Genomic DNA, 18,987 nt, shown 5'->3' on the forward strand with positions numbered 1-18,987 from the left:
CGGCAATGACAACAAAAGGCGAAGCTCTAAAGCGGACGGAAAGCTGCGCTAGCGATGGCAACTGAAGTCAACACCCCCGAATTCCGCGCCGTCCCGGCGTCGGCCCCTGCCGGTCCCTGGCGCGAGTTCTGGTCGTCCTTCGCGGAAAATAAGGGCGCCGTCGCCGGGCTCGCCACCATCGTGATCGTCGCGCTGGTTGCGATCTTCGCCGACCTGATCGCGCCCTATTCGCCGATCGCGCAGTTCCGCGACTCCTTTCTGGTCCCGCCTTTCTGGGCCGAGGGCGGCTCGACCCGCTTCCTGCTCGGCACGGACGATGTCGGCCGGGACCTGCTGTCGCGGCTGATCTACGGCGCCCGCTATTCGCTGCTGATCGGCTGCATCGTCGTCACGCTGTCGCTTGCCGCCGGCATCCTACTCGGCCTTGTCGCCGGCTTCTTCCGCGGGATCACGGAAGATCTGATCATGCGGGCGATGGACATCATGCTGGCGTTGCCGGCGCTGTTGCTCGCGATCGTGATCGTCGCGATCCTGGGCCCGAGCCTGACCAACGCGATCATGGCCGTTGCCATCGTTGTGCTGCCCCATTATGTCCGCCTGACCCGGGCGGCGGTCATCAGCGAGATTACCAAGGAGTATGTCACCGCATCCCGTGTCAGTGGCGCGGGCCTGTTGCGGCTGATGTTCTCCACCGTCCTGCCGAACTGCATGGCGCCGCTGATCGTCCAGGCCACGCTCGGATTCTCGACCGCGATTCTCGACGCGGCAGCGCTCGGCTTTCTCGGTCTCGGCGCCCAGCCACCGACGCCGGAATGGGGCAGCATGTTGGCCAAGGCGCGCGAGTTCATACAGAGCGCCTGGTGGGTGGTCACCTTCCCCGGCCTCGCGATCCTGATCACCGTGCTTGCCTTCAACCTGGCCGGCGACGGGCTGCGCGACGCCCTCGATCCGAAGCTGAAACGCTGATGGCGGCACTGGTCGAAATCCGCAATCTGTCCGTCGAGTTCCAGACCGCGCGCGGCTCGTTCCGCGCGGTCGACGGAATCGATCTGACCATCGAGGCGGGCGAGGTGGTGGGCATCGTCGGCGAGTCGGGCTCGGGCAAGAGCGTCTCGATGCTGGCGCTGATGGGCCTGATCGTCTGGCCCGGCAAGGTTCAGGCCGACCGGCTGACGTTCGATGGCCACGACCTTCTCGCCATGACGCCAGCGCAACGGCGGCGCATCATCGGCAAGGACATCGCCATGGTGTTCCAGGAGCCGATCACCAGCCTCAACCCCTGCTTCACGGTCGGCTTCCAGATCATGGAAACGCTCGCGGTGCATGAAGGCGGCAGCCGCGCCGACCGCCGGCGCCGCACAGTCGAGCTGCTCGGCCAGGTCGGAATCCCAGCGCCGGAGAGCCGGCTCTCCTCCTTTCCCCACCAGCTGTCCGGCGGCATGAACCAGCGGGTCATGATCGCCATGGCGATCGCCTGCAACCCGCGACTGCTGATCGCCGACGAGCCGACGACCGCCCTCGACGTGACGATCCAAGCGCAGATCCTGGACCTGCTGGTCAATCTTCAGCAGGACCGCGGCATGGCGCTGACGCTGATCACCCACGATATGGGCGTGGTCGCCGAAACCGCCGAGCGGGTCATCGTGATGTATGCCGGGCAGCAGGTCGAGGAGCAGCCGGTCGATGCGCTGTTCGCCAACCCCGCCCACCCCTACACCGCCGCCCTGCTCGACGCGCTGCCGGAGCGGAGTGCCGGCCGCCGTCGGCTGGCGACCATTCCCGGTGTGGTGCCGGGCATCGAGGACAGGCCGCGAGGCTGCCTCTTCCATCCGCGCTGCCGGTTCGCCGAGCAGCGCTGCGTCGACGAGCAGCCGCTGCTGGTTCCCGATGCCCGCGGCCGTTTCGTCCGCTGCCACTATGCGCTGGTCGACGGCGAGCCGACCAACAAGGAGCCCGGGTCGATCCGCGGGGAGCCCCAAAGGGAAACAACGCCGTGACCGCGCCCCTCCTCAATGCGGAGAACCTCACCCGGGACTACCGAATCGGCGGCGGCATGTTTCGGGCGTCGGCCACGCTCCGCGCCGTTGCCGGGGCGAGCTTCACCCTGTCCACCGGCCGGACTCTCGCGGTGGTCGGCGAATCGGGCTGCGGCAAGTCGACGCTCGCACGCTTGGTCACGATGATCGAGCCACCGACATCGGGACGGTTGAACATCGCCGGCACGGAGATCACCGAGGCAGGCGCCAAGGAGCTCAAACAGCTGCGCCCCACCGTCCAGATGGTGTTCCAGAATCCATTCGCGTCGCTCAACCCGCGGAAGAAGATCGGCACGATCCTGGAAGAGCCGCTGCGTATCAATAGGCGGCTGAGCGCCGCGGAGCGGCGCGAGGCGGCGCGCGATATGATGGCGAAGGTCGGGCTCCGGCCGGAATTCTACGGCCGCTATCCACATATGTTCTCGGGCGGACAGCGGCAGCGCATCGCGATCGCCCGGGCGCTGATGCTGCATCCCCGTATCGTCGTCGCGGACGAGCCGGTCTCGGCGCTCGACGTGTCGATCCGGGCACAGGTGCTCAACCTGCTGATGGATCTGCAGGAAGAGTTCGATCTCGCCTATCTCTTCATCTCGCACGACCTCAGCGTCGTCCGGCACATCGCCGACGAGGTGATGGTGATGTATCTCGGCCGCCCGGTCGAGCATGGGCCGAAAGAGGTCATCTTCAACCGGCCGCACCACCCCTACACACGCGTTCTTCTGGCCAGCACGCCGGCTGTCGACCCGGCGGCCCGTTCGCAACGCATCAGCGTCAAGGGCGAACTGCCGTCCCCCATCAACCCGCCGCCCGGCTGCCCTTTCCATAAGCGCTGCCCCTTCGCCACGCCGCATTGCGCAGCCGAGCGGCCGGAACTCCGCATGGTCGATGGCCGCCTAGTCGCCTGCCACTATGCTGAGACCGTGGGGGCTGAAACCGTGGAGGACGAGATCGCAGGCTGACGGCGGCGTTCTCGTCTTTAGAGTGCCTGATAGAATCCAATTGCGGCTTTCCGGCAACAAGCCGGCGGAACGGAGTCCGACGACGCCGAAGCCGGCTGGTATTTCCCCGGCGCCTGTGCTACCTGACCATGCAAAGAAAAAAGGGCATTTTTGACGAAAGTTTACGGCAATAGCGAAGCTTTGACGTATCGGTGCCACGCCTTTTTATGTGTGGTCGTCATCCAATAGGGGGGAAGTCCGTCGGTTTGTGGAAGAAGATCGGGGGACCGTCGATAACGCCGTAGTCACCCGAACGATCGACGCTCCACGGCTGGGACGATCGAACAGCACGCCATGCGACCAATCATGTCTTTACGCCGTTCCTTTGACATCGCCTGCGTCTGTCTGGCCGCCATGCTCGCGGCCGGCTGCGCCACGAAACCCGTGGATCCGGAGCTGCAGGCAGCCTATGAGGAGGCGAATGACCCGCTCGAACCGATGAATCGGTATTTCTTCGAGGTCAATTACGCCCTTGACGAGCTGCTGCTGAAACCGGCCGCGGGCTGGTACTATACCGCCCTGCCGAATCCGGTTCAGGACGGCATACGAAACTTCCTCCGTAACCTGCGCTCGCCGGTGATTCTGGCCAACGACCTGTTCCAGGGCGAGATGGATCGAGCCGGAGACACCATAGGCCGCTTCGCGATCAACAGCACGATCGGCCTGCTCGGCCTGTTCGATGTTGCCGCGGAACTGGGAATGCCCTTTCACGACGAGGATTTCGGCCAGACCCTCGCCGTCGCCAGTGTGGGTGAAGGGCCGTATCTGGTGATCCCGCTGCTCGGCCCCTCCAACCCGCGCGATCTGACCGGCCGCATCGTGGATTTCCTCATCGACCCGCTCGATTATCTGGTCCAGGACGACGCTTTCAGCTATGGCCGCGGGGCCACCGAGGGCATAGACACGCGCGCACGGAACCTGAAAACGCTCGACGAGATCCGCGCTAGTTCGATCGACTATTATGCGACGATGCGTAGCTTGTATCGCCAAAGGCGCAATGCGGAGATTCGCAACGGCCAATCGGACTCCGACGCCTTTCCAGGGGTTACCTTCGAAGAGGACTTCGACTTCGAGGCGAACTGAGCAATGCTGTCGCGCCGTGACCTGCTTGTTATTCCGCTCGCCTTTGCCACGCTCGGAATCGGTGCGGTCCGCGCTGGGCAAAGCGGGACGGATGCGAAGAGCTTCATCGAGAACCTCGGCGCGGAGGCGGTCGAGGCGCTGACCGGTCCCGATCTGCCCCAAGATGAACGCGAGCGTCGCTTTAGCGCCATGCTCAACCGCTATTTCGACCTGCCGGGGATCGGGAAATTCGTCCTCGGCCGGTATTGGCGCAGCGCCTCGGAGGCCGAGCGGCAGGATTTCCTCCGGCTGTTCGAGGACTTCATCGTGAAGTCCTATGCCGCCCGCTTCGCCGAATATTCGGGGGAGCAGTTCCGGGTCCTTGGGGTTCGGAACGAGGGTGACTATGCCACCGTGCAAAGTCTCGTGATCCGCCCCGGCGCCGAGGACGTCCGCGTCGACTGGCGCCTGCGCGATGCCGACGGCCTCAAGATCATCGACATCATGGTCGAAGGGGTGAGCATGGTGATCACCCAGCGCGCCGATTTTGCCTCCGTCATTCAGAGCCGCGGCGGCGTCGCCGGCCTGCTCGACATGCTGCGGCAGAAGACCTCGTCATAAGGGCGCCCACATAGGGGCGCTCTTTTCAACGCGGCCTCGTTCATCACCCCCGCGTCAGCGGACGGTACTTGATCCGGTGCGGCTGGTCCGCCTCGGCGCCCAGGCGACGGTGCCGGTCGGCCTCGTAGTCCTGGAAATTGCCCTCGAACCAGACCGCCTCGCTATCGCCTTCGAACGCCAGGATGTGCGTGGCGATACGGTCGAGGAACCAGCGGTCATGGCTGATCACGACGGCGCAGCCGGCGAACTCGAGCAGCGCCTCCTCCAACGCGCGCAAGGTATCGACGTCGAGATCGTTGGTCGGCTCGTCGAGCAGCAGCAGGTTCGCCCCTGATTTCAGCATCTTCGCGAGGTGAACGCGGTTGCGCTCGCCGCCCGAGAGCTGACCGACCTTCTTCTGCTGATCCGACCCCTTGAAGTTGAACCCCGCCACATAGGCGCGGCTCTGCACCTTGCGCTTGCCGAGCTCGATCTCGTCGCGCCCGTCCGAGATCTCCTCCCAGACGGTCCGGTCCGGCGCCAGCGCGTCGCGCGACTGGTCGACATAGCCGAGCTTCACCGTCTCGCCGGTGCGGAAGGAGCCGCCGTCCGGCTGCTCCTGCCCCGTGATGATCCGGAACAGCGTCGTCTTGCCGGCACCGTTCGGGCCGATCACGCCGACGATCCCGCCCGGCGGCAGACGGAAGCTCAGATCATCGATCAGCAGGCGGTCACCGAAACCCTTGCGCAGATGTTCCGCCTCGATCACAAGGTCGCCCAGCCGCGGCCCCGGCGGAATAGTGATCTGCCCGGCCTCTGTCGCCTTCTCGCCGCCCGACGCCAGCAGCGATTCATAGGCCGAAATGCGGGCCTTGCTCTTCGCCTGGCGGGCGCGCGGCGACTGGCGGATCCAGTCGAGCTCGTTCTGGAGCGTACGCTGACGCGCCGCCTCCTGCCTCGCCTCCTGCGCCAAGCGCTGCTGCTTCTGCTCGAGCCAGGACGAGTAGTTGCCTTCGAACGGAATCCCGCGCCCGCGGTCGAGCTCGAGAATCCAGCCGGCCACATTGTCGAGAAAATAACGGTCGTGGGTAACCGCAACGACGGTGCCCTTATATTCGGCGAGGAACCGCTCGAGCCAGGCGACCGACTCGGCGTCGAGATGGTTCGTCGGCTCGTCGAGCAGGAGCAGGTCGGGCTTCTGCAGCAGCAGGCGGCAGAGCGCGACGCGACGGCGCTCGCCGCCCGACAGGGTCGTGACATCGGCGTCCCCCGGCGGACAGCGCAGCGCGTCCATCGCGATATCGACGGTGCGCTGCAGGTCCCAGGCGTCGGCCGCGTCGATCTTTTCCTGCAGTTCGCCCTGCTCGGCGATCAGCGCATCCATCTCGTCCGGCGAGAGGTCTTCGGCGAAGCGGGCGCTCACCGCCTCGAAGCGGTCGACCAGCGTCTTCACCTCGCCCAGACCTTCCATCACATTGCCCTGAACGTCCTTCGCGGGATCGAGCACCGGCTCCTGCGGCAGATAGCCGACCGAGGCCCCCTCCGCCGACCAGGCCTCGCCCGAAAAATCCGTCTCGATCCCCGCCATGATCCGCAAGAGCGTTGACTTGCCGGAGCCGTTCAGGCCGAGGACGCCGATCTTCGCACCCGGCAGGAAGGACAGCCAGACGTCCTCCAGCACCTTGCGACCGCCGGGATAGGTCTTGCCGAGACCTTTCATGACGTAGATGTACTGATAGGCGGCCATAGGCTCCTCCGAGGCTTGCGGTGTCGGTCTGGGGAAAGGGCGCGCTCTTGTAGCCTAAAGCGCGCCGCCGCCGCAACGAAAAGAGAACGAAGACCTGCGAACCGTCCGTTACGGCATTCGGGTCGGAGCGGCCGCATTGGGCCCGACCGCACTGGGCAGCGTAACGGTCACTATCGTCCCCGCGCCCGCAACACTGTCGATCGCGAGCTGACCGCCGAGCACCTCGGTCAGCCGCTTTGCGAGCGGCAGGCCGAGCCCGGTTCCCTCATAGCGTCGGGACAGCGCGCTTTCGAGTTGCCGGAACGGTTCGAGCGCCACGGCGATCTCGTCCGGGCGCATGCCGATGCCCGTGTCCATCACCGTGACCGCAACAAGATTGCCCACCCGGCGCGCACCGATTCGCACATCCCCCCCCGCCGGCGTGAACTTGACCGCGTTCGACAGCAGGTTGAGGAGAATCTGCTTGAGCCGAAGCTCGTCCGCCCAGACCGCCGGGACATCGTGCGGAATCTCCGCCGCAAGCCTCAAGCGGCCTTCGTTGGCCCGAGGCCGTACCAGGGCGAGGCAGCTCTCCCCCAGCCGCCCGAGGTCGACCGGCTCCGGCGAGAGGATGACGCGGCCCGCCTCGATCTTGGACAGGTCGAGGATCTCATTGATGAGTTCCAGAAGATGCTCGCCGCTGGTGTGTATGTCGCCCGCATAGGCGCGATAGCAGGCGGCGCCGACCGGGCCGAACATCTCGCTCTTGATCAGCTCCGCGAACCCGATGATTGCATTCAACGGTGTCCGCAACTCATGGCTCATGGTGGCGAGAAACTCGGACTTGCTCCGATTGGCCGTTTCGGCCTGAAGCTTGGCCTCCTCGAGCGCGATCTCCGCCAGCTTGCGCTCGGTGTTGTCGACAGTGATGCCGGATATTCGGACCGGCTGGCCGTCGTCGCCATGCTCCACCTGGCCACGGGCAAGGATCCAGCGCGTCCCGGTCTGCGGATGCACGATCCGGAACTCCACCTGGTATTCCCGTTGGACGCGACCGAGAATCTCGTCGGACACCGCTTCGACTCGCGGCCGATCCTCGGGGTGGAGCCGGGCAAGCCAGATCTCGCTCGATGGCTTCTCCCGCTGCGGATCGACGCCATAGATCCGGTACATCTCCTCCGACCACACGAGGCGGTCCTCGGCGATGTCCAGGACCCAGGCGCCCGCCTCGGCGCTGCGGAGCGCGAGACGCAGCTGCTCTTCGCGCTCGCGGAGCGCTTGCTCGGTCTGCTTGCGCTCGGTGATGTCGGTGAGCGTCCCCACCGCGCGTGCCGCCTTCCCCGAACGAATCCAGGCCACCACCTTGCCGCGGGCGGAGACCCAGACCCAGGCGCCGGCCTTCGTACGTATGCGATACTCCGCAACGAAGTTCGGCTCCCGCCCCTCGACGACGTCCGTGAGCAGCCCGAGGATGCGGTCGTGGTCATCGGGATGCAGATCCCTCTCCCAGGCGTCGTAGCTGGGGTCGCGCTCGCCCGTCGCGTAGCCGAGGATCGCCTCGTAGCGTGGGCTCAGATACATCGACCCGCCGGGAATGTCCCAGTCCCAGAGCCCTTCGTTCGCGGCCTCGAGCGCGAATCGCAGCCGTTCCGCGTCGCGGCGCTCGCTCTCGTTCGACAGCTGATCGGAAGGGGCCACGAGCATCACCGAATGAAGATCTGGGTACTCATCGCCGAGCGAGCCCCGCCGAATCGGCCGGTCCCGCAGCGAATAGTCGCTCTGGACGGCCAACCGACAGTCGCTCAGGGAACCGTTCCACGGTACCAGCCGGCTCAGCGTTCCTCCGATCCGAACCGGTCATACCGATTAGTCCGCAGGATACGCACAAAGAATCTTAAAATTCGGAAATAAAGTGGTGGGCCCGGCAGGACTCGAACCTGCGACAACACCGTTATGAGCGGCGCGTTCTGACCACTGAACTACGGGCCCCCTCCCGCGGTCACATAGCAGATTTCAGCGACCGGCGACAGAGGCGAGCCGATCGCTGAAATTTGGCGCGTTTTCGTCGGGAGTCGAGGTCAGGTATCGAGGAAGCTGCGCAGCTTGCGCGACCGGCTCGGATGCTTCAGCTTGCGCAGCGCCTTGGCCTCGATCTGGCGGATGCGCTCGCGGGTCACCGAGAACTGCTGGCCGACTTCCTCCAGCGTGTGGTCGGTGTTCATGCCGATGCCGAAGCGCATGCGCAGCACGCGCTCCTCGCGGGGCGTCAGGCTGGCCAGCACCCGGGTCGTCGTCTCGCGCAGGTTCGCGTGGATCGCCGCGTCGAGTGGCAGCACCGCGTTCTTGTCCTCGATGAAGTCGCCGAGATGGCTGTCCTCCTCGTCGCCGATCGGCGTCTCCAGGCTGATCGGCTCCTTGGCGATCTTCAGGACCTTCCGCACCTTCTCCAGCGGCATGATCAGCTTCTCCGCCAGTTCCTCCGGCGTCGGCTCGCGGCCGATCTCGTGCAGCATCTGGCGCGAGGTGCGGACCAGCTTGTTGATCGTCTCGATCATATGAACCGGAATGCGGATGGTCCGCGCCTGGTCGGCGATCGAGCGGGTGATCGCCTGGCGAATCCACCAGGTGGCATAGGTCGAGAACTTGTAGCCGCGGCGGTACTCGAACTTGTCGACCGCCTTCATCAGGCCGATATTGCCTTCCTGGATCAGGTCGAGGAACTGCAGGCCGCGGTTGGTATATTTCTTGGCGATCGAGATGACGAGCCGGAGGTTCGCCTCGACCATCTCCTTCTTCGCCCGGCTGGCTTCGCGCTCGCCCTTCTGGATGGTGTTCACGATCCGGCGGAAATCGGCGATCGGCAGGCCGACGATCCCGGAGACCTCGGCGATGCCGCCGCGGATCTCCTTCACCTCGTCACGATGGTTCGCGGCGAAGTTCTTCCATCCCTTGCCCGAGAGCCGACCGACCCGCTGCAGCCATTTCGGGTCGAGTTCGCTGCCGTAGTATCGCTCCAGAAAGTCCTCGCGCTTGACGCCGCAGCGCAGGCACAGCCGCATCAGGCTGCCCTCCATCGTCATCATCCGACGGTTCAGGCCATAGACCTGATCGACCAGCGCCTCGATCCGATTATTGTGAAGGCGCACGGTGCGCATCAGATCCGACAGCTGAGCCTGGACCTTCTGATAGCGTCGCTCCGTCTGGGGCGATACCGCCTCGCCGCCCTGCAGCGCCTCCAGCCGCTTCTGCTGCAGGCGCTCGAACTGCTTGAAGGTCTTCGCCACCTCGTCGAAGGTCTCAAGGACCGACGGCAGCAACTCCTGCTCCATCGCCGCGAGAGAGATGTTGTTCTCCTCGCCCTCCTCATCCTCCTCGTCGCCTTCGTCGCTGACGGTTTCCTCGGCGGCGCCGGCCTCTTCCTCACCGTTCTCGGCCCCGGCCTCGGCACCGGCCGGTTCCGGACTGCCGCCGCCATAAGTGGCGTCGAGATCGATAATGTCGCGCAGCAGCATCTCGCCAGCGATCAGCTTGTCGCGCCACTCGATAATCGCGCGATAAGTCAGCGGATTCTCGCCGATGCCGCCGATCATCATGTCGCGGCCGGCCTCGATGCGCTTCGCGATCGCGATCTCGCCCTCACGCGACAGCAGCTCGACGCTGCCCATCTCGCGCAGATACATGCGAACCGGATCGTCGGTGCGGCCGATATCTTCGTCGTCCAGATTGCCCGCGGCGCGGCTTTCGGACTCGCCATCCTCCTCGGACGCGGCCGCCGGCGCTTCTTCCTGCTCCTCGCTGTCGACGACGTTGATGCCCATCTCGTTCAGGAGCGACATCGTGTCCTCGATCTGCTCCGAGGACATCTGGTCCTGCGGCAGCACGGCGTTGAGCTCGTCATAGGTGACGTAGCCCCGCTCCTTGCTGCGCGCGAGCATCTTCTTGACAGCCGCGGTCACCCCGTCCATCAGGGGGCCGTCGACGTTCTCGTCGCGGGTTTCAACCGCTTCCGCTTTGCTAGAAGCCTTGGCCGCCATTCAGCACCTGCCTCAAGTCCATGTCCTTCAAAATAAAAATAAGCCAGCCGGTTACAAGCCTGCGTGAAGCCAGCCGTTAAAAATCGCCCGGGTGACGACTCCTAACGATCAAGGTCTCGCCGCCTGCTCTCACCTTCCAAGCTCACCCGCTGCTTCGCCTCGAATTGGGCCAAGGCCTCGTCCGTCATGTCTTCGGCGAGACGCCGTGCCGCGGCGTCGGTTTCCCGCCGCGCCTCCCGCTCGCGCATCAAGGCTAAGATATGCAAAAAACCCTCGCTGGCTTGCTCCGGAGGGGCGTCAGGGAGGGTAAATCGCTTGTCTTTGGTCCTGTGCAAAAGAGCATCCAGAACCCCGGAAAGTCCCTGCTGCGACAGGTAGTGCCTTAGCATTTGCGAGTCAAGTTCCGGATGCAGCGCAACCGCATCGACGAGGGCCTGGCGGAGCTGATCGAGCTTGCCCGTCGGGAAAACGGTCTGCGCCAGCTCCTCGGCATGCTGGGCAAGCAGATCGGGATGATTGATCGCCACCGCAAGGGCGATCTCCTGCTGGAGCCGGGACGGGTCAGGCATGCCGCGCCGCGCCGCTTCGCCGCCCGCGGACGTGCGTTGTCCCGGCAGCAGCTTCGATCCGCGCGCCCATCCGGATCGGCCAGGGAAACCTCCCGCCGGGGAACCTCCGGAATACCTGCCATTGCCGAATTCGGCGTCGAGACGCCGATCCATCTCGATCCGATAGTCTTGATAGACGGTGCGGTCGGCGATGCGGTGCAGGCGCTCGCGCAGACGCTCGCGGAAGCCGGCGCGGCGCTCCGGCGTGTCGAGCCTGTGCCCCGTCGCCTCCATCTGCCAGAGGACGGCGACCAGCGGTCGCGCCCGATCGATCACCTCGCGCAGCGCCGCTCCCCCTTGCTCGCGCACCAGGCTGTCGGGGTCCTCGCCCGGCGGCAGCAGGGCGAACCGAAGGGACTGGCCCGGCTTCAGCAGCGGCAGCGCGCGATCGGCCGCCCGGGCGGCAGCGCGCTCGCCCGCGGCATCGCCGTCGAAGCAGAGCACCGGTTCGGGCGCCAGCCGCCAGAGCTCGACCATCTGCTCCTCGGTGAGCGCCGTGCCGAGCGGCGCGACCGACTGGGCAAAGCCCGCCTGCGCCAGGGCGATCACGTCCATATAGCCTTCGGCGACGATGATCTCATCTTTCTCGCGCGCCGCCTTCAGCGCCTGGGCCAGGCCATAGAGGGTCCGCCCCTTATGGAACAGCGGTGTCTCCGGCGAATTGAGATATTTGGGCTCTCCGTCGCCCAGAATCCGGCCGCCGAAGGCGATCACCCGCCCACGCCGGTCGGTGATCGGGAACATGACCCGGCCACGGAACCGGTCATAGGGCGCGCCACCCCTCCCATTGGCATTATCCGGCTGGATCAGCAACCCGGCCTCGACCAGCAGCGCCTCCGGGAAGCCAGCCCCGGTCAGCGCTAACTTCAGCGCACCCCGGGAGTCCGGCGCATAGCCGAGCCGAAAGCGGGCGATCGTCGTCTCCTCGAGCCCGCGCCCCTTCAGATAATCGAGGGCCGAGCGCCCGGCGGCCGATCGAAGCCGCTCCTCATACCAGGCCGCCGCCGCCTCCAGCACGGCCAGCCCGGATGTCTGACGCTGGGCGCGCTGCCGATCCTCCGGCGCGCTGACCGGCACCGGCAACCCCGCCTCCTGCGCCAGCTTCTCGACCGCCTCCGGAAAGGACAGCCCTTCGTTGCGCATGACAAAACCGACCACGTCGCCATGCGCGCCGCAGCCGAAGCAGTGAAAGAAGCCCTTCTCCTCGCTGATCGTGAAGGACGGTGTTTTCTCGTTATGGAAGGGGCAGAGCGCGTGATATTCGCGCCCGCGCTTCTGCAGCCGCAGCTTGCGCCCGATCACGTCGGCGATCGACAGGCGATTGCGAAGCTCTTCGAGAAACTGCGGCGAGAACGCCATCGGCCATCATCCGAGTTCGCCGGCGAATGTGCCGGCCGACCGCATCCGCGATGGGACTATATCGACGGATGCCGTGCAGGTTAAGCCGTACTGTTACTTATAAAATACAAACCCTAGCCGAGTTTCTGCTTTACCAGCGTCCCCGCCTTGGCGAAGTCCATGCGTCCGGCGTAGCGCTCTTTCAGCGACGCCATGACGCGCCCCATGTCCTTGATGCTGGCGGCGCCGACATCGGCGATCGCCTGGTCGACGGCCGCTTGACTCTCCGCCATGTCCATCTGCTGCGGCAGAAAACCCTGGATTATGTCGATCTCCTCGGATTCCTGCTGCGCCAGCTCGGTTCGGCCGCCCTGCTCGTAGAGGGTGATGCTGTCGCGCCGCTGCCGGATCATCTTCTGCATCATGTCGATGATCTCGTCATCGCCGATGCCTTCGGTGTTGCCCCGGCTGCGGGCCGCGATATCCCGATCCTTGAGGGCGGCGAGGATCAGGCGAAGCGTCGATGTCGACCGCTGATCCTTGGCCTTCATGGCCGCTTTCAACGCGTCGTTGAGGCGGGCGCGCAGCATGGCTCGGCCCCTGTTGTCGTGGAAGAAGCCGGTGACGTTACAGGATTTCACCCTTCATGGCAAATTCGAGCTATTTTGATAAGAGATTGAAATTCATGAAATTTTTTCCGGCCTTCGGACTTGACGCACGGTCTCTATAGGCTTATCTAGCCGGCAATTTGCCCGGTCGAAGCAGCTGAAGGAACCCGCGCCTCGCGGTGCGGCTCGCCTTCGCCCGCACAATCAAAGGGTTAACGCCAATGAGTGACAGAGGGCCCACCGCCGCGCCGACGCACGCTGCGGCGCGTCTGTCGGCCGACGATCGCACGCGGGCGCGCAGCGCCGGCGTGACCGCCGCCCTGGTGCTGGCGGACGGCAGCGTCTTTTGTGGCCGCGGCCTCGGCGCCGTCGGGACCACCGTCGGCGAAGTCTGTTTCAACACCGCGCTGACCGGCTATCAGGAGATCCTCACCGATCCCTCCTATGCCGGTCAGATCATCACCTTCACCTTCCCGCATATCGGCAATGTCGGCGCCAACCTCGAGGATATCGAGACGATGACGCCGGCGGCGCGCGGCTGCGTGATCAGCGCCGACATCACCGATCCGTCGAACTGGCGGGCGACGCAGCATCTCGACGCCTGGCTGAAGTCCCATGGCCTGATTGGGATCAGCGGCATCGACACGCGGCGGCTGACCCGACGCATCCGCGACGGCGGCGCGCCCAACGGCGCACTCGGCCATGCGCCGGATGGAAACCTCGATTTCGACGCCCTCGCTGCCGAGGCCGCCGGATGGCCCGGCCTCGAAGGCATGGACCTCGCCGGAGAGGTGAGTTGCCGGCAGACCTATCGCTGGGACGAAACCGGTTGGGCGCTGGGCTCCGGCTATGGCCGGCTGGACGCCCCGAAGCGCCATGTCGTCGCTGTCGATTACGGCGCCAAGCGCAACATCCTGCGCTGCCTCGCCAGCGCCGGCTGCCGGGTGACGGTGGTGCCGGCGACGGCGACGGCCGAGGACATCCTCCGCCACAAGCCCGACGGCGTCTTCCTGTCGAACGGTCCTGGCGACCCCGCCGCCACCGGCGACTATGCGGTGCCGGTGATCCATGACCTGCTGGAAACCGGCCTGCCGGTCTTCGGTATCTGCCTCGGCCACCAGATGCTGGCGCTGGCGCTGGGCGGCCGCACCGAGAAGATGCATCAGGGCCATCGCGGCGCCAACCATCCGGTCAAGGATCTGGCGACCGGCCGGGTCGAGATCACGAGCCAGAATCACGGCTTTGTCGTGGTCCCGGACTCACTGCCGCCGGAGGTAACGACGACCCATGTCTCGCTGTTCGACGGCAGCCTCGAAGGCCTTAAGGTCGAGGGCAAGTCGGTCTTCTCGGTCCAATACCACCCCGAAGCCTCCCCCGGCCCGCAAGACAGCCACTACCTGTTCGAGCGGTTCGTCGCGATGATGGATAAATGACGGATAATTTGCGCCATTCACCGATGAAAGGGCCGCCACATGCGGCCGACCAGACACTGTCGTTCGTAGGGGCGGCCCTGCGTGGCCGCCCTATTCACGAGTCCGCCCATGCCTAAACGCACCGATATCCAATCCATCATGATCATCGGCGCCGGGCCGATCGTGATCGGCCAGGCCTGCGAGTTCGACTATTCCGGCGTGCAGGCCTGCAAGGCGCTGAAGCAGGAAGGCTATCGGGTCGTGCTGGTGAATTCCAACCCGGCGACGATCATGACCGATCCGAACCTGGCGGACGCCACCTATATCGAGCCCATCACGCCCGAGATCGTCGCCCGGATCCTGGAGAAGGAGCGGCCGCAGGCCCTCCTTCCGACGATGGGCGGCCAGACCGCGCTCAATACCGCGCTGGCACTCGCCAAGTCGGGCAAGCTGGAAGAGTTGGGTGTCGAGCTGATCGGCGCCAACGCGCGGGCGATCGATACGGCCGAGGACCGTCAGTTGTTCCGCGAGGCGATGGACCGTATCGGCCTCGAGAGCCCGCGAAGCCTGCTGGTGAAATCTTTCGACGAAGCGGTCGCGGCGCTCGCCGAGATCGGCCTGCCGGCGATCATCCGCCCCTCCTTCACGCTCGGCGGCACCGGCGGCGGCATCGCCTACAATCGCGACGAGTTCGACCAGATCGTCCAGGGCGGCCTGCGCGCCTCGCCGGTCGGCCAAGTCCTGATCGAGGAGTCGGTGCTCGGCTGGAAGGAGTACGAGATGGAGGTCGTGCGCGATCGCGCCGACAACTGCATCATCGTCTGCTCCATCGAGAACGTCGATCCGATGGGCGTCCATACCGGCGACAGCATCACCGTCGCGCCGGCGCTGACGCTCACCGACAAGGAATATCAGCTGATGCGCAACGCCTCGATCGCGGTGCTGCGCGAGATCGGCGTCGATACCGGCGGCTCGAACGTGCAGTTCGCCGTCAACCCCGCCGACGGGCGCCTGGTGGTGATCGAGATGAACCCGCGCGTCTCGCGCTCATCGGCGCTGGCCTCCAAGGCGACCGGCTTCCCGATCGCCAAGGTCGCCGCGAAGCTCGCCGTCGGCTACACGCTCGACGAGCTGTCGAACGACATCACCCGGGTGACACCGGCCTCCTTCGAGCCGACCATCGACTATATCGTCACCAAGATGCCGCGCTTCGCCTTCGAGAAGTTCCCGGGCACCGAGGCTCTACTCACCACCGCAATGAAGTCGGTCGGCGAGGCGATGGCGATCGGCCGCTCCTTCGCCGAGTCGGTGCAGAAGGCCCTGCGCTCGATGGAGACCGGGCTGACCGGCTTCAACGAGGTGGAGATCCCCGGCGGCACCGACCCGAATGCGATCCGCGCCGCGCTGGCGCGCCCGACCCCCGACCGGCTGCTGGTGATCGCGCAGGCGCTGCGCCTCGGCATGTCGGTGGAGGAGGTTCGGGCGGTCTGCAAGTACGACCTCTGGTTCCTCCAGCAGATCAAGCGGATCATCGATGTCGAGGCGACGCTGCGGGCCGAGGGGCTGCCGCGCGAGCCCGAGGCGCTGCTGCGTCTGAAGAAGCTCGGCTTCTCCGACGCCCGGCTGGCCGAGCTGACCGGCCGCGACGAGGCCGATGTCGCCGCGACGCGCGCGCACGCCGGCATCCATCCCGTCTATAAGCGCATCGACACCTGTGCCGCCGAGTTCGCCTCGCTGACGCCTTACATGTATTCCTGCTACGAGGGCGACGGGCTCATGCCCCCCGAATGCGAGGCCGACCCCAGCGACCGCCGCAAGGTGATCATTCTCGGCGGCGGTCCGAACCGGATCGGCCAGGGAATCGAGTTCGACTATTGCTGCGTCCACGCCGCCTATGCGCTGAAGGAGGCCGGCTACGAGACGATCATGGTCAACTGCAACCCGGAGACGGTGTCGACCGACTACGACACGTCCGACCGCCTTTATTTCGAGCCACTGACCGCCGAGGACGTCGTCGAACTGGCGCGGGTCGAGCAGCGGCGCGGGCAGTTGCTGGGCGTGATCGTCCAGTTCGGCGGGCAGACACCGCTGAAGCTCGCGGCGGCGCTGGAAGCGGCGGCGATTCCGATCCTCGGCACCTCGCCCGATGCGATCGATCTGGCCGAGGACCGGGCGCGGTTCCAGGCGCTGCTCGCCGAACTCGAGCTCCGCCAGCCGGCCAACGGCATCGCCCGCTCGATCGAGGAGGCGAAGGCCGTGGCCGCCGAGATCGGCTATCCCGTGGTGATCCGGCCGTCCTACGTGCTGGGCGGACGGGCGATGGAGATCGTCCATGACGACGCGGCGCTGCTGCGCTACATGACGAGCGCCGTCAAGGTCTCCGGCAAGAGCCCGGTTCTGATAGACTCCTACCTGCAGGACGCGATCGAGGTCGATGTCGACGCAGTCGCCGATGGCGAGACGGTCTATGTCGCCGGCATCATGGAGCATATCGAGGAGGCGGGAATCCATTCCGGCGATTCCGCCTGCTCGCTGCCGCCCTACACCCTGTCCGCCAATCTGGTGGCCGAGATCGAGCGTCAGGCCGCGGTGCTGGCGAAGGGACTGAACGTCATCGGCCTGATGAACACGCAGTTCGCGGTGAAGGGCGACGACATCTACGTCCTGGAGGTCAATCCGCGCGCCAGCCGGACAGTGCCGTTCGTCGCCAAGGCGACGGGCGTGCCGATCGCAAAGATCGCCGCGCGGATCATGGCCGGAGAGAAAGTCGCCGCTTTCCGGCTGGACGCCCAAGGCAACAATCGGGGACATGGCGGTCATATTGCCGTCAAGGAAGCGGTCTTCCCCTTCGCCCGCTTCCCGGGCGTCGACATTATTCTCGGGCCGGAAATGAAATCGACCGGCGAGGTCATGGGGATCGATCGCGACTTCGCTCGCGCCTTCGCCAAGTCCCAGCTCGGGTCCGGGAGCGGGCTTCCGCTGTCGGGCACCGTCTTCATCTCGGTCAAGGAGAAGGACAAGCCGGCCATGGTCGCGCCGAGCCGGCGTCTGGTCGCGATGGGCTTTCGTCTGATCGCGACGAGCGGCACGGCCGCCTATCTGGAGTCGCAGGGCCTGCCGGTCAGCCCTATCAACAAGGTGCTTGAGGGACGGCCGCACATCGTCGACGCCATGAAGAACGGCGAAGTGCAACTCGTCTTCAACACCACCGAGGGGGCCCAGGCGATCGCCGACAGCTTCAGCCTGCGCCAGGCGGCGCTACTCGGCAACATTCCCTACTACACCACCGTGGCCGGCGCTCGCGCCGCGATCGAGGCGATTGCGGCTCTGGCAAGCGGCGACCTTGAAGTCGCCCCGCTCCAGTCGTACTTTAAGGCGTCGTTTTAACATTTGACCTGACCGGGCCGCTGTCATCGAGGCTCCTATCAGAGCTCCGCCCCGAATGACGGCGACGAGTCAGGCCTTTTGTCTTTGGTTGGCGCAACATGTCGAAGATCCCCATGACGGCGGAGGGGTATTCCCGCCTCGAAGAAGAATTGAAGCACCTCAAGGCGATCGAGCGACCCGCCGTGATTCGCGCTATTGCAGAGGCGCGCGAGCATGGCGACTTGTCCGAGAACGCCGAATATCACGCCGCCCGGGAGCGTCAGAGCTTCATCGAGGGCCGAGTCCTGGAGCTCGAGGACAAGATCGCCCGCGCCGAGGTTATCGACGTCGCGAAGCTGTCCGGCAAGCAGGTGATGTTCGGCGCGACGGTGACGCTGGTCGATGAGGACACCGAGGAGAAGGCCACCTACCAGATCGTCGGCGAGGACGAATCCGACATCAAGGCGCGGCGGCTTTCGATCTCTTCGCCGCTCGCGCGTGCGCTGATCGGCAAGACGGTGAAGGACAGCGTGGAAGTCTCCACGCCCGGCGGATCGAAATCCTACGAGATCGTCAAGGTTGCCTTCAAATAGAGGCGGCCAATGGCCGGCTCCCGTGCCAGTGGCCTGATCGCAACGCTTGGCTCCCAAATGTTGCGATCAGGCCACCAAATTCTTGACTCTAGTGCCCCTCGACCTCTTCCGGCACGCAGCCATCGACCTCGATCGGCACGCCGGGCTCCAGCTTGGAACTGCGGATCGCGAGCGCCGATTTCACATGACTGACGTTCGGCGCCGCGGTCAGCTTGGTCGTCAGGAAGCGCTGATAGGCATCCCAATCGGTGGCGACGATCTTGAGCAGGAAATCCATCTCGCCCGCGAGCATGTGGCACTCCCGCACCTGCGGCCAGCTCGCCATCAGCGTCTCGAAGGCGCGCAGGTCGGTTTCCGCCTGGCTCGACAGCCCGACCTGGGCAAAGACGGTCACGCCATAGCCCAGCGCATCGGGCGTGATGTCGGCGTGATAGCCGCGGATATAACCGGCCTCTTCGAGCGCACGGACGCGCCGAAGGCAGGGCGGCGCCGAAATGCCGGCCCGGCTCGCCAGCTCGACATTCGTTATTCGGCCATTCTCCTGCAAATCCCTGAGAATACGCCGATCGATCCGATCCAGCTTCACCCGTCGCATCTTTTGTCTCC

14 protein-coding genes and 1 tRNA gene are annotated in these 18,987 nt (G+C 65.5%); 8 read left to right on the forward strand and 7 right to left on the reverse strand.

The annotated features are described in order from the left end of the window. Positions 1-54: 54 nt before the first annotated feature. The 5 genes from DT069_RS04660 to DT069_RS04680 all read left to right on the forward strand — a co-directional run bounded on the left by DT069_RS04660 (position 55) and on the right by DT069_RS04680 (position 4,717). Complete coding sequence (locus DT069_RS04660; RefSeq protein ID WP_119459115.1) at positions 55-966, forward strand: ABC transporter permease subunit; 912 nt, start codon at positions 55-57, stop codon at positions 964-966. Beyond that, positions 966-1,997 (forward strand): ABC transporter ATP-binding protein, encoded by a 1,032-nt coding sequence (locus DT069_RS04665; RefSeq protein ID WP_119459116.1) that lies wholly within the window; start codon positions 966-968, stop codon positions 1,995-1,997. Before DT069_RS04660 ends, DT069_RS04665 begins: the two co-directional genes overlap by 1 nt. Continuing rightward, on the forward strand, positions 1,994-2,995 hold the full coding sequence (locus tag DT069_RS04670; RefSeq protein WP_119459117.1) for a peptide ABC transporter ATP-binding protein: 1,002 nt from the start codon (positions 1,994-1,996) through the stop codon (positions 2,993-2,995). Before DT069_RS04665 ends, DT069_RS04670 begins: the two co-directional genes overlap by 4 nt. A 345-nt stretch (positions 2,996-3,340) precedes the next feature. Then, on the forward strand, positions 3,341-4,117 hold the full coding sequence (locus tag DT069_RS04675) for an MlaA family lipoprotein (RefSeq protein ID WP_425450002.1): 777 nt from the start codon (positions 3,341-3,343) through the stop codon (positions 4,115-4,117). Positions 4,118-4,120: 3 nt separating this feature from the next. Continuing rightward, the gene (locus tag DT069_RS04680; protein WP_119459119.1) at positions 4,121-4,717 is read left to right on the forward strand and encodes an MlaC/ttg2D family ABC transporter substrate-binding protein; all 597 of its coding nucleotides are present in this window, start codon (positions 4,121-4,123) and stop codon (positions 4,715-4,717) included. A gap of 43 nt (positions 4,718-4,760) precedes the next feature. Here the strand turns inward: DT069_RS04680 and ettA are convergent, their stop codons facing one another. The 6 genes from ettA to DT069_RS04710 form a co-directional block, all read right to left on the reverse strand. After that, positions 4,761-6,443 (reverse strand): energy-dependent translational throttle protein EttA, encoded by a 1,683-nt coding sequence (gene ettA, locus DT069_RS04685; protein ID WP_119459120.1) that lies wholly within the window; start codon positions 6,441-6,443, stop codon positions 4,761-4,763. A 108-nt stretch (positions 6,444-6,551) separates the two neighbouring features. Beyond that, positions 6,552-8,213, reverse strand: coding sequence for a PAS domain-containing protein (locus tag DT069_RS04690; RefSeq protein WP_119459121.1), 1,662 nt, complete (start codon positions 8,211-8,213; stop codon positions 6,552-6,554). Positions 8,214-8,335: 122 nt separating this feature from the next. Continuing rightward, positions 8,336-8,411: transfer RNA gene (locus tag DT069_RS04695), tRNA-Ile, on the reverse strand. An 89-nt stretch (positions 8,412-8,500) separates the two neighbouring features. Then, complete coding sequence (gene rpoD / locus DT069_RS04700; RefSeq protein WP_119459122.1) at positions 8,501-10,456, reverse strand: RNA polymerase sigma factor RpoD; 1,956 nt, start codon at positions 10,454-10,456, stop codon at positions 8,501-8,503. Between the two features lie 101 nt (positions 10,457-10,557). Further along, positions 10,558-12,423 carry a DNA primase gene (dnaG, locus tag DT069_RS04705; protein ID WP_119459123.1) on the reverse strand — a complete coding sequence of 622 codons (1,866 nt, stop codon included), beginning with the start codon at positions 12,421-12,423 and terminating at the stop codon, positions 10,558-10,560. Between the two features lie 113 nt (positions 12,424-12,536). Continuing rightward, complete coding sequence (locus DT069_RS04710; RefSeq protein ID WP_119459124.1) at positions 12,537-12,992, reverse strand: GatB/YqeY domain-containing protein; 456 nt, start codon at positions 12,990-12,992, stop codon at positions 12,537-12,539. 239 nt (positions 12,993-13,231) lie between these two features. Here DT069_RS04710 and carA point away from each other — a divergent pair, with 239 nt between their 5' ends. The 3 genes from carA (at position 13,232) to greA (ending at position 18,381) form a co-directional block, all read left to right on the forward strand. Continuing rightward, positions 13,232-14,443, forward strand: a complete 1,212-nt coding sequence (carA, locus tag DT069_RS04715; protein WP_119459125.1) for a glutamine-hydrolyzing carbamoyl-phosphate synthase small subunit — start codon at positions 13,232-13,234, stop codon at positions 14,441-14,443. A 108-nt stretch (positions 14,444-14,551) separates the two neighbouring features. After that, positions 14,552-17,809: a carbamoyl-phosphate synthase large subunit gene (gene carB / locus DT069_RS04720; protein ID WP_119459126.1), complete on the forward strand. Its 3,258-nt coding sequence runs from the start codon at positions 14,552-14,554 to the stop codon at positions 17,807-17,809. A gap of 98 nt (positions 17,810-17,907) precedes the next feature. After that, positions 17,908-18,381, forward strand: a complete 474-nt coding sequence (gene greA / locus DT069_RS04725; protein ID WP_119459127.1) for a transcription elongation factor GreA — start codon at positions 17,908-17,910, stop codon at positions 18,379-18,381. Positions 18,382-18,469: 88 nt separating this feature from the next. Here the strand turns inward: greA and DT069_RS04730 are convergent, their stop codons facing one another. Next, complete coding sequence (locus DT069_RS04730; RefSeq protein WP_119459128.1) at positions 18,470-18,976, reverse strand: Lrp/AsnC family transcriptional regulator; 507 nt, start codon at positions 18,974-18,976, stop codon at positions 18,470-18,472. Positions 18,977-18,987: the final 11 nt, after the last annotated feature.

The sequence above is a fragment of the Virgifigura deserti genome (genome assembly GCA_003576685.1).
Lineage (GTDB): Bacteria > Pseudomonadota > Alphaproteobacteria > Dongiales > Dongiaceae > Virgifigura > Virgifigura deserti.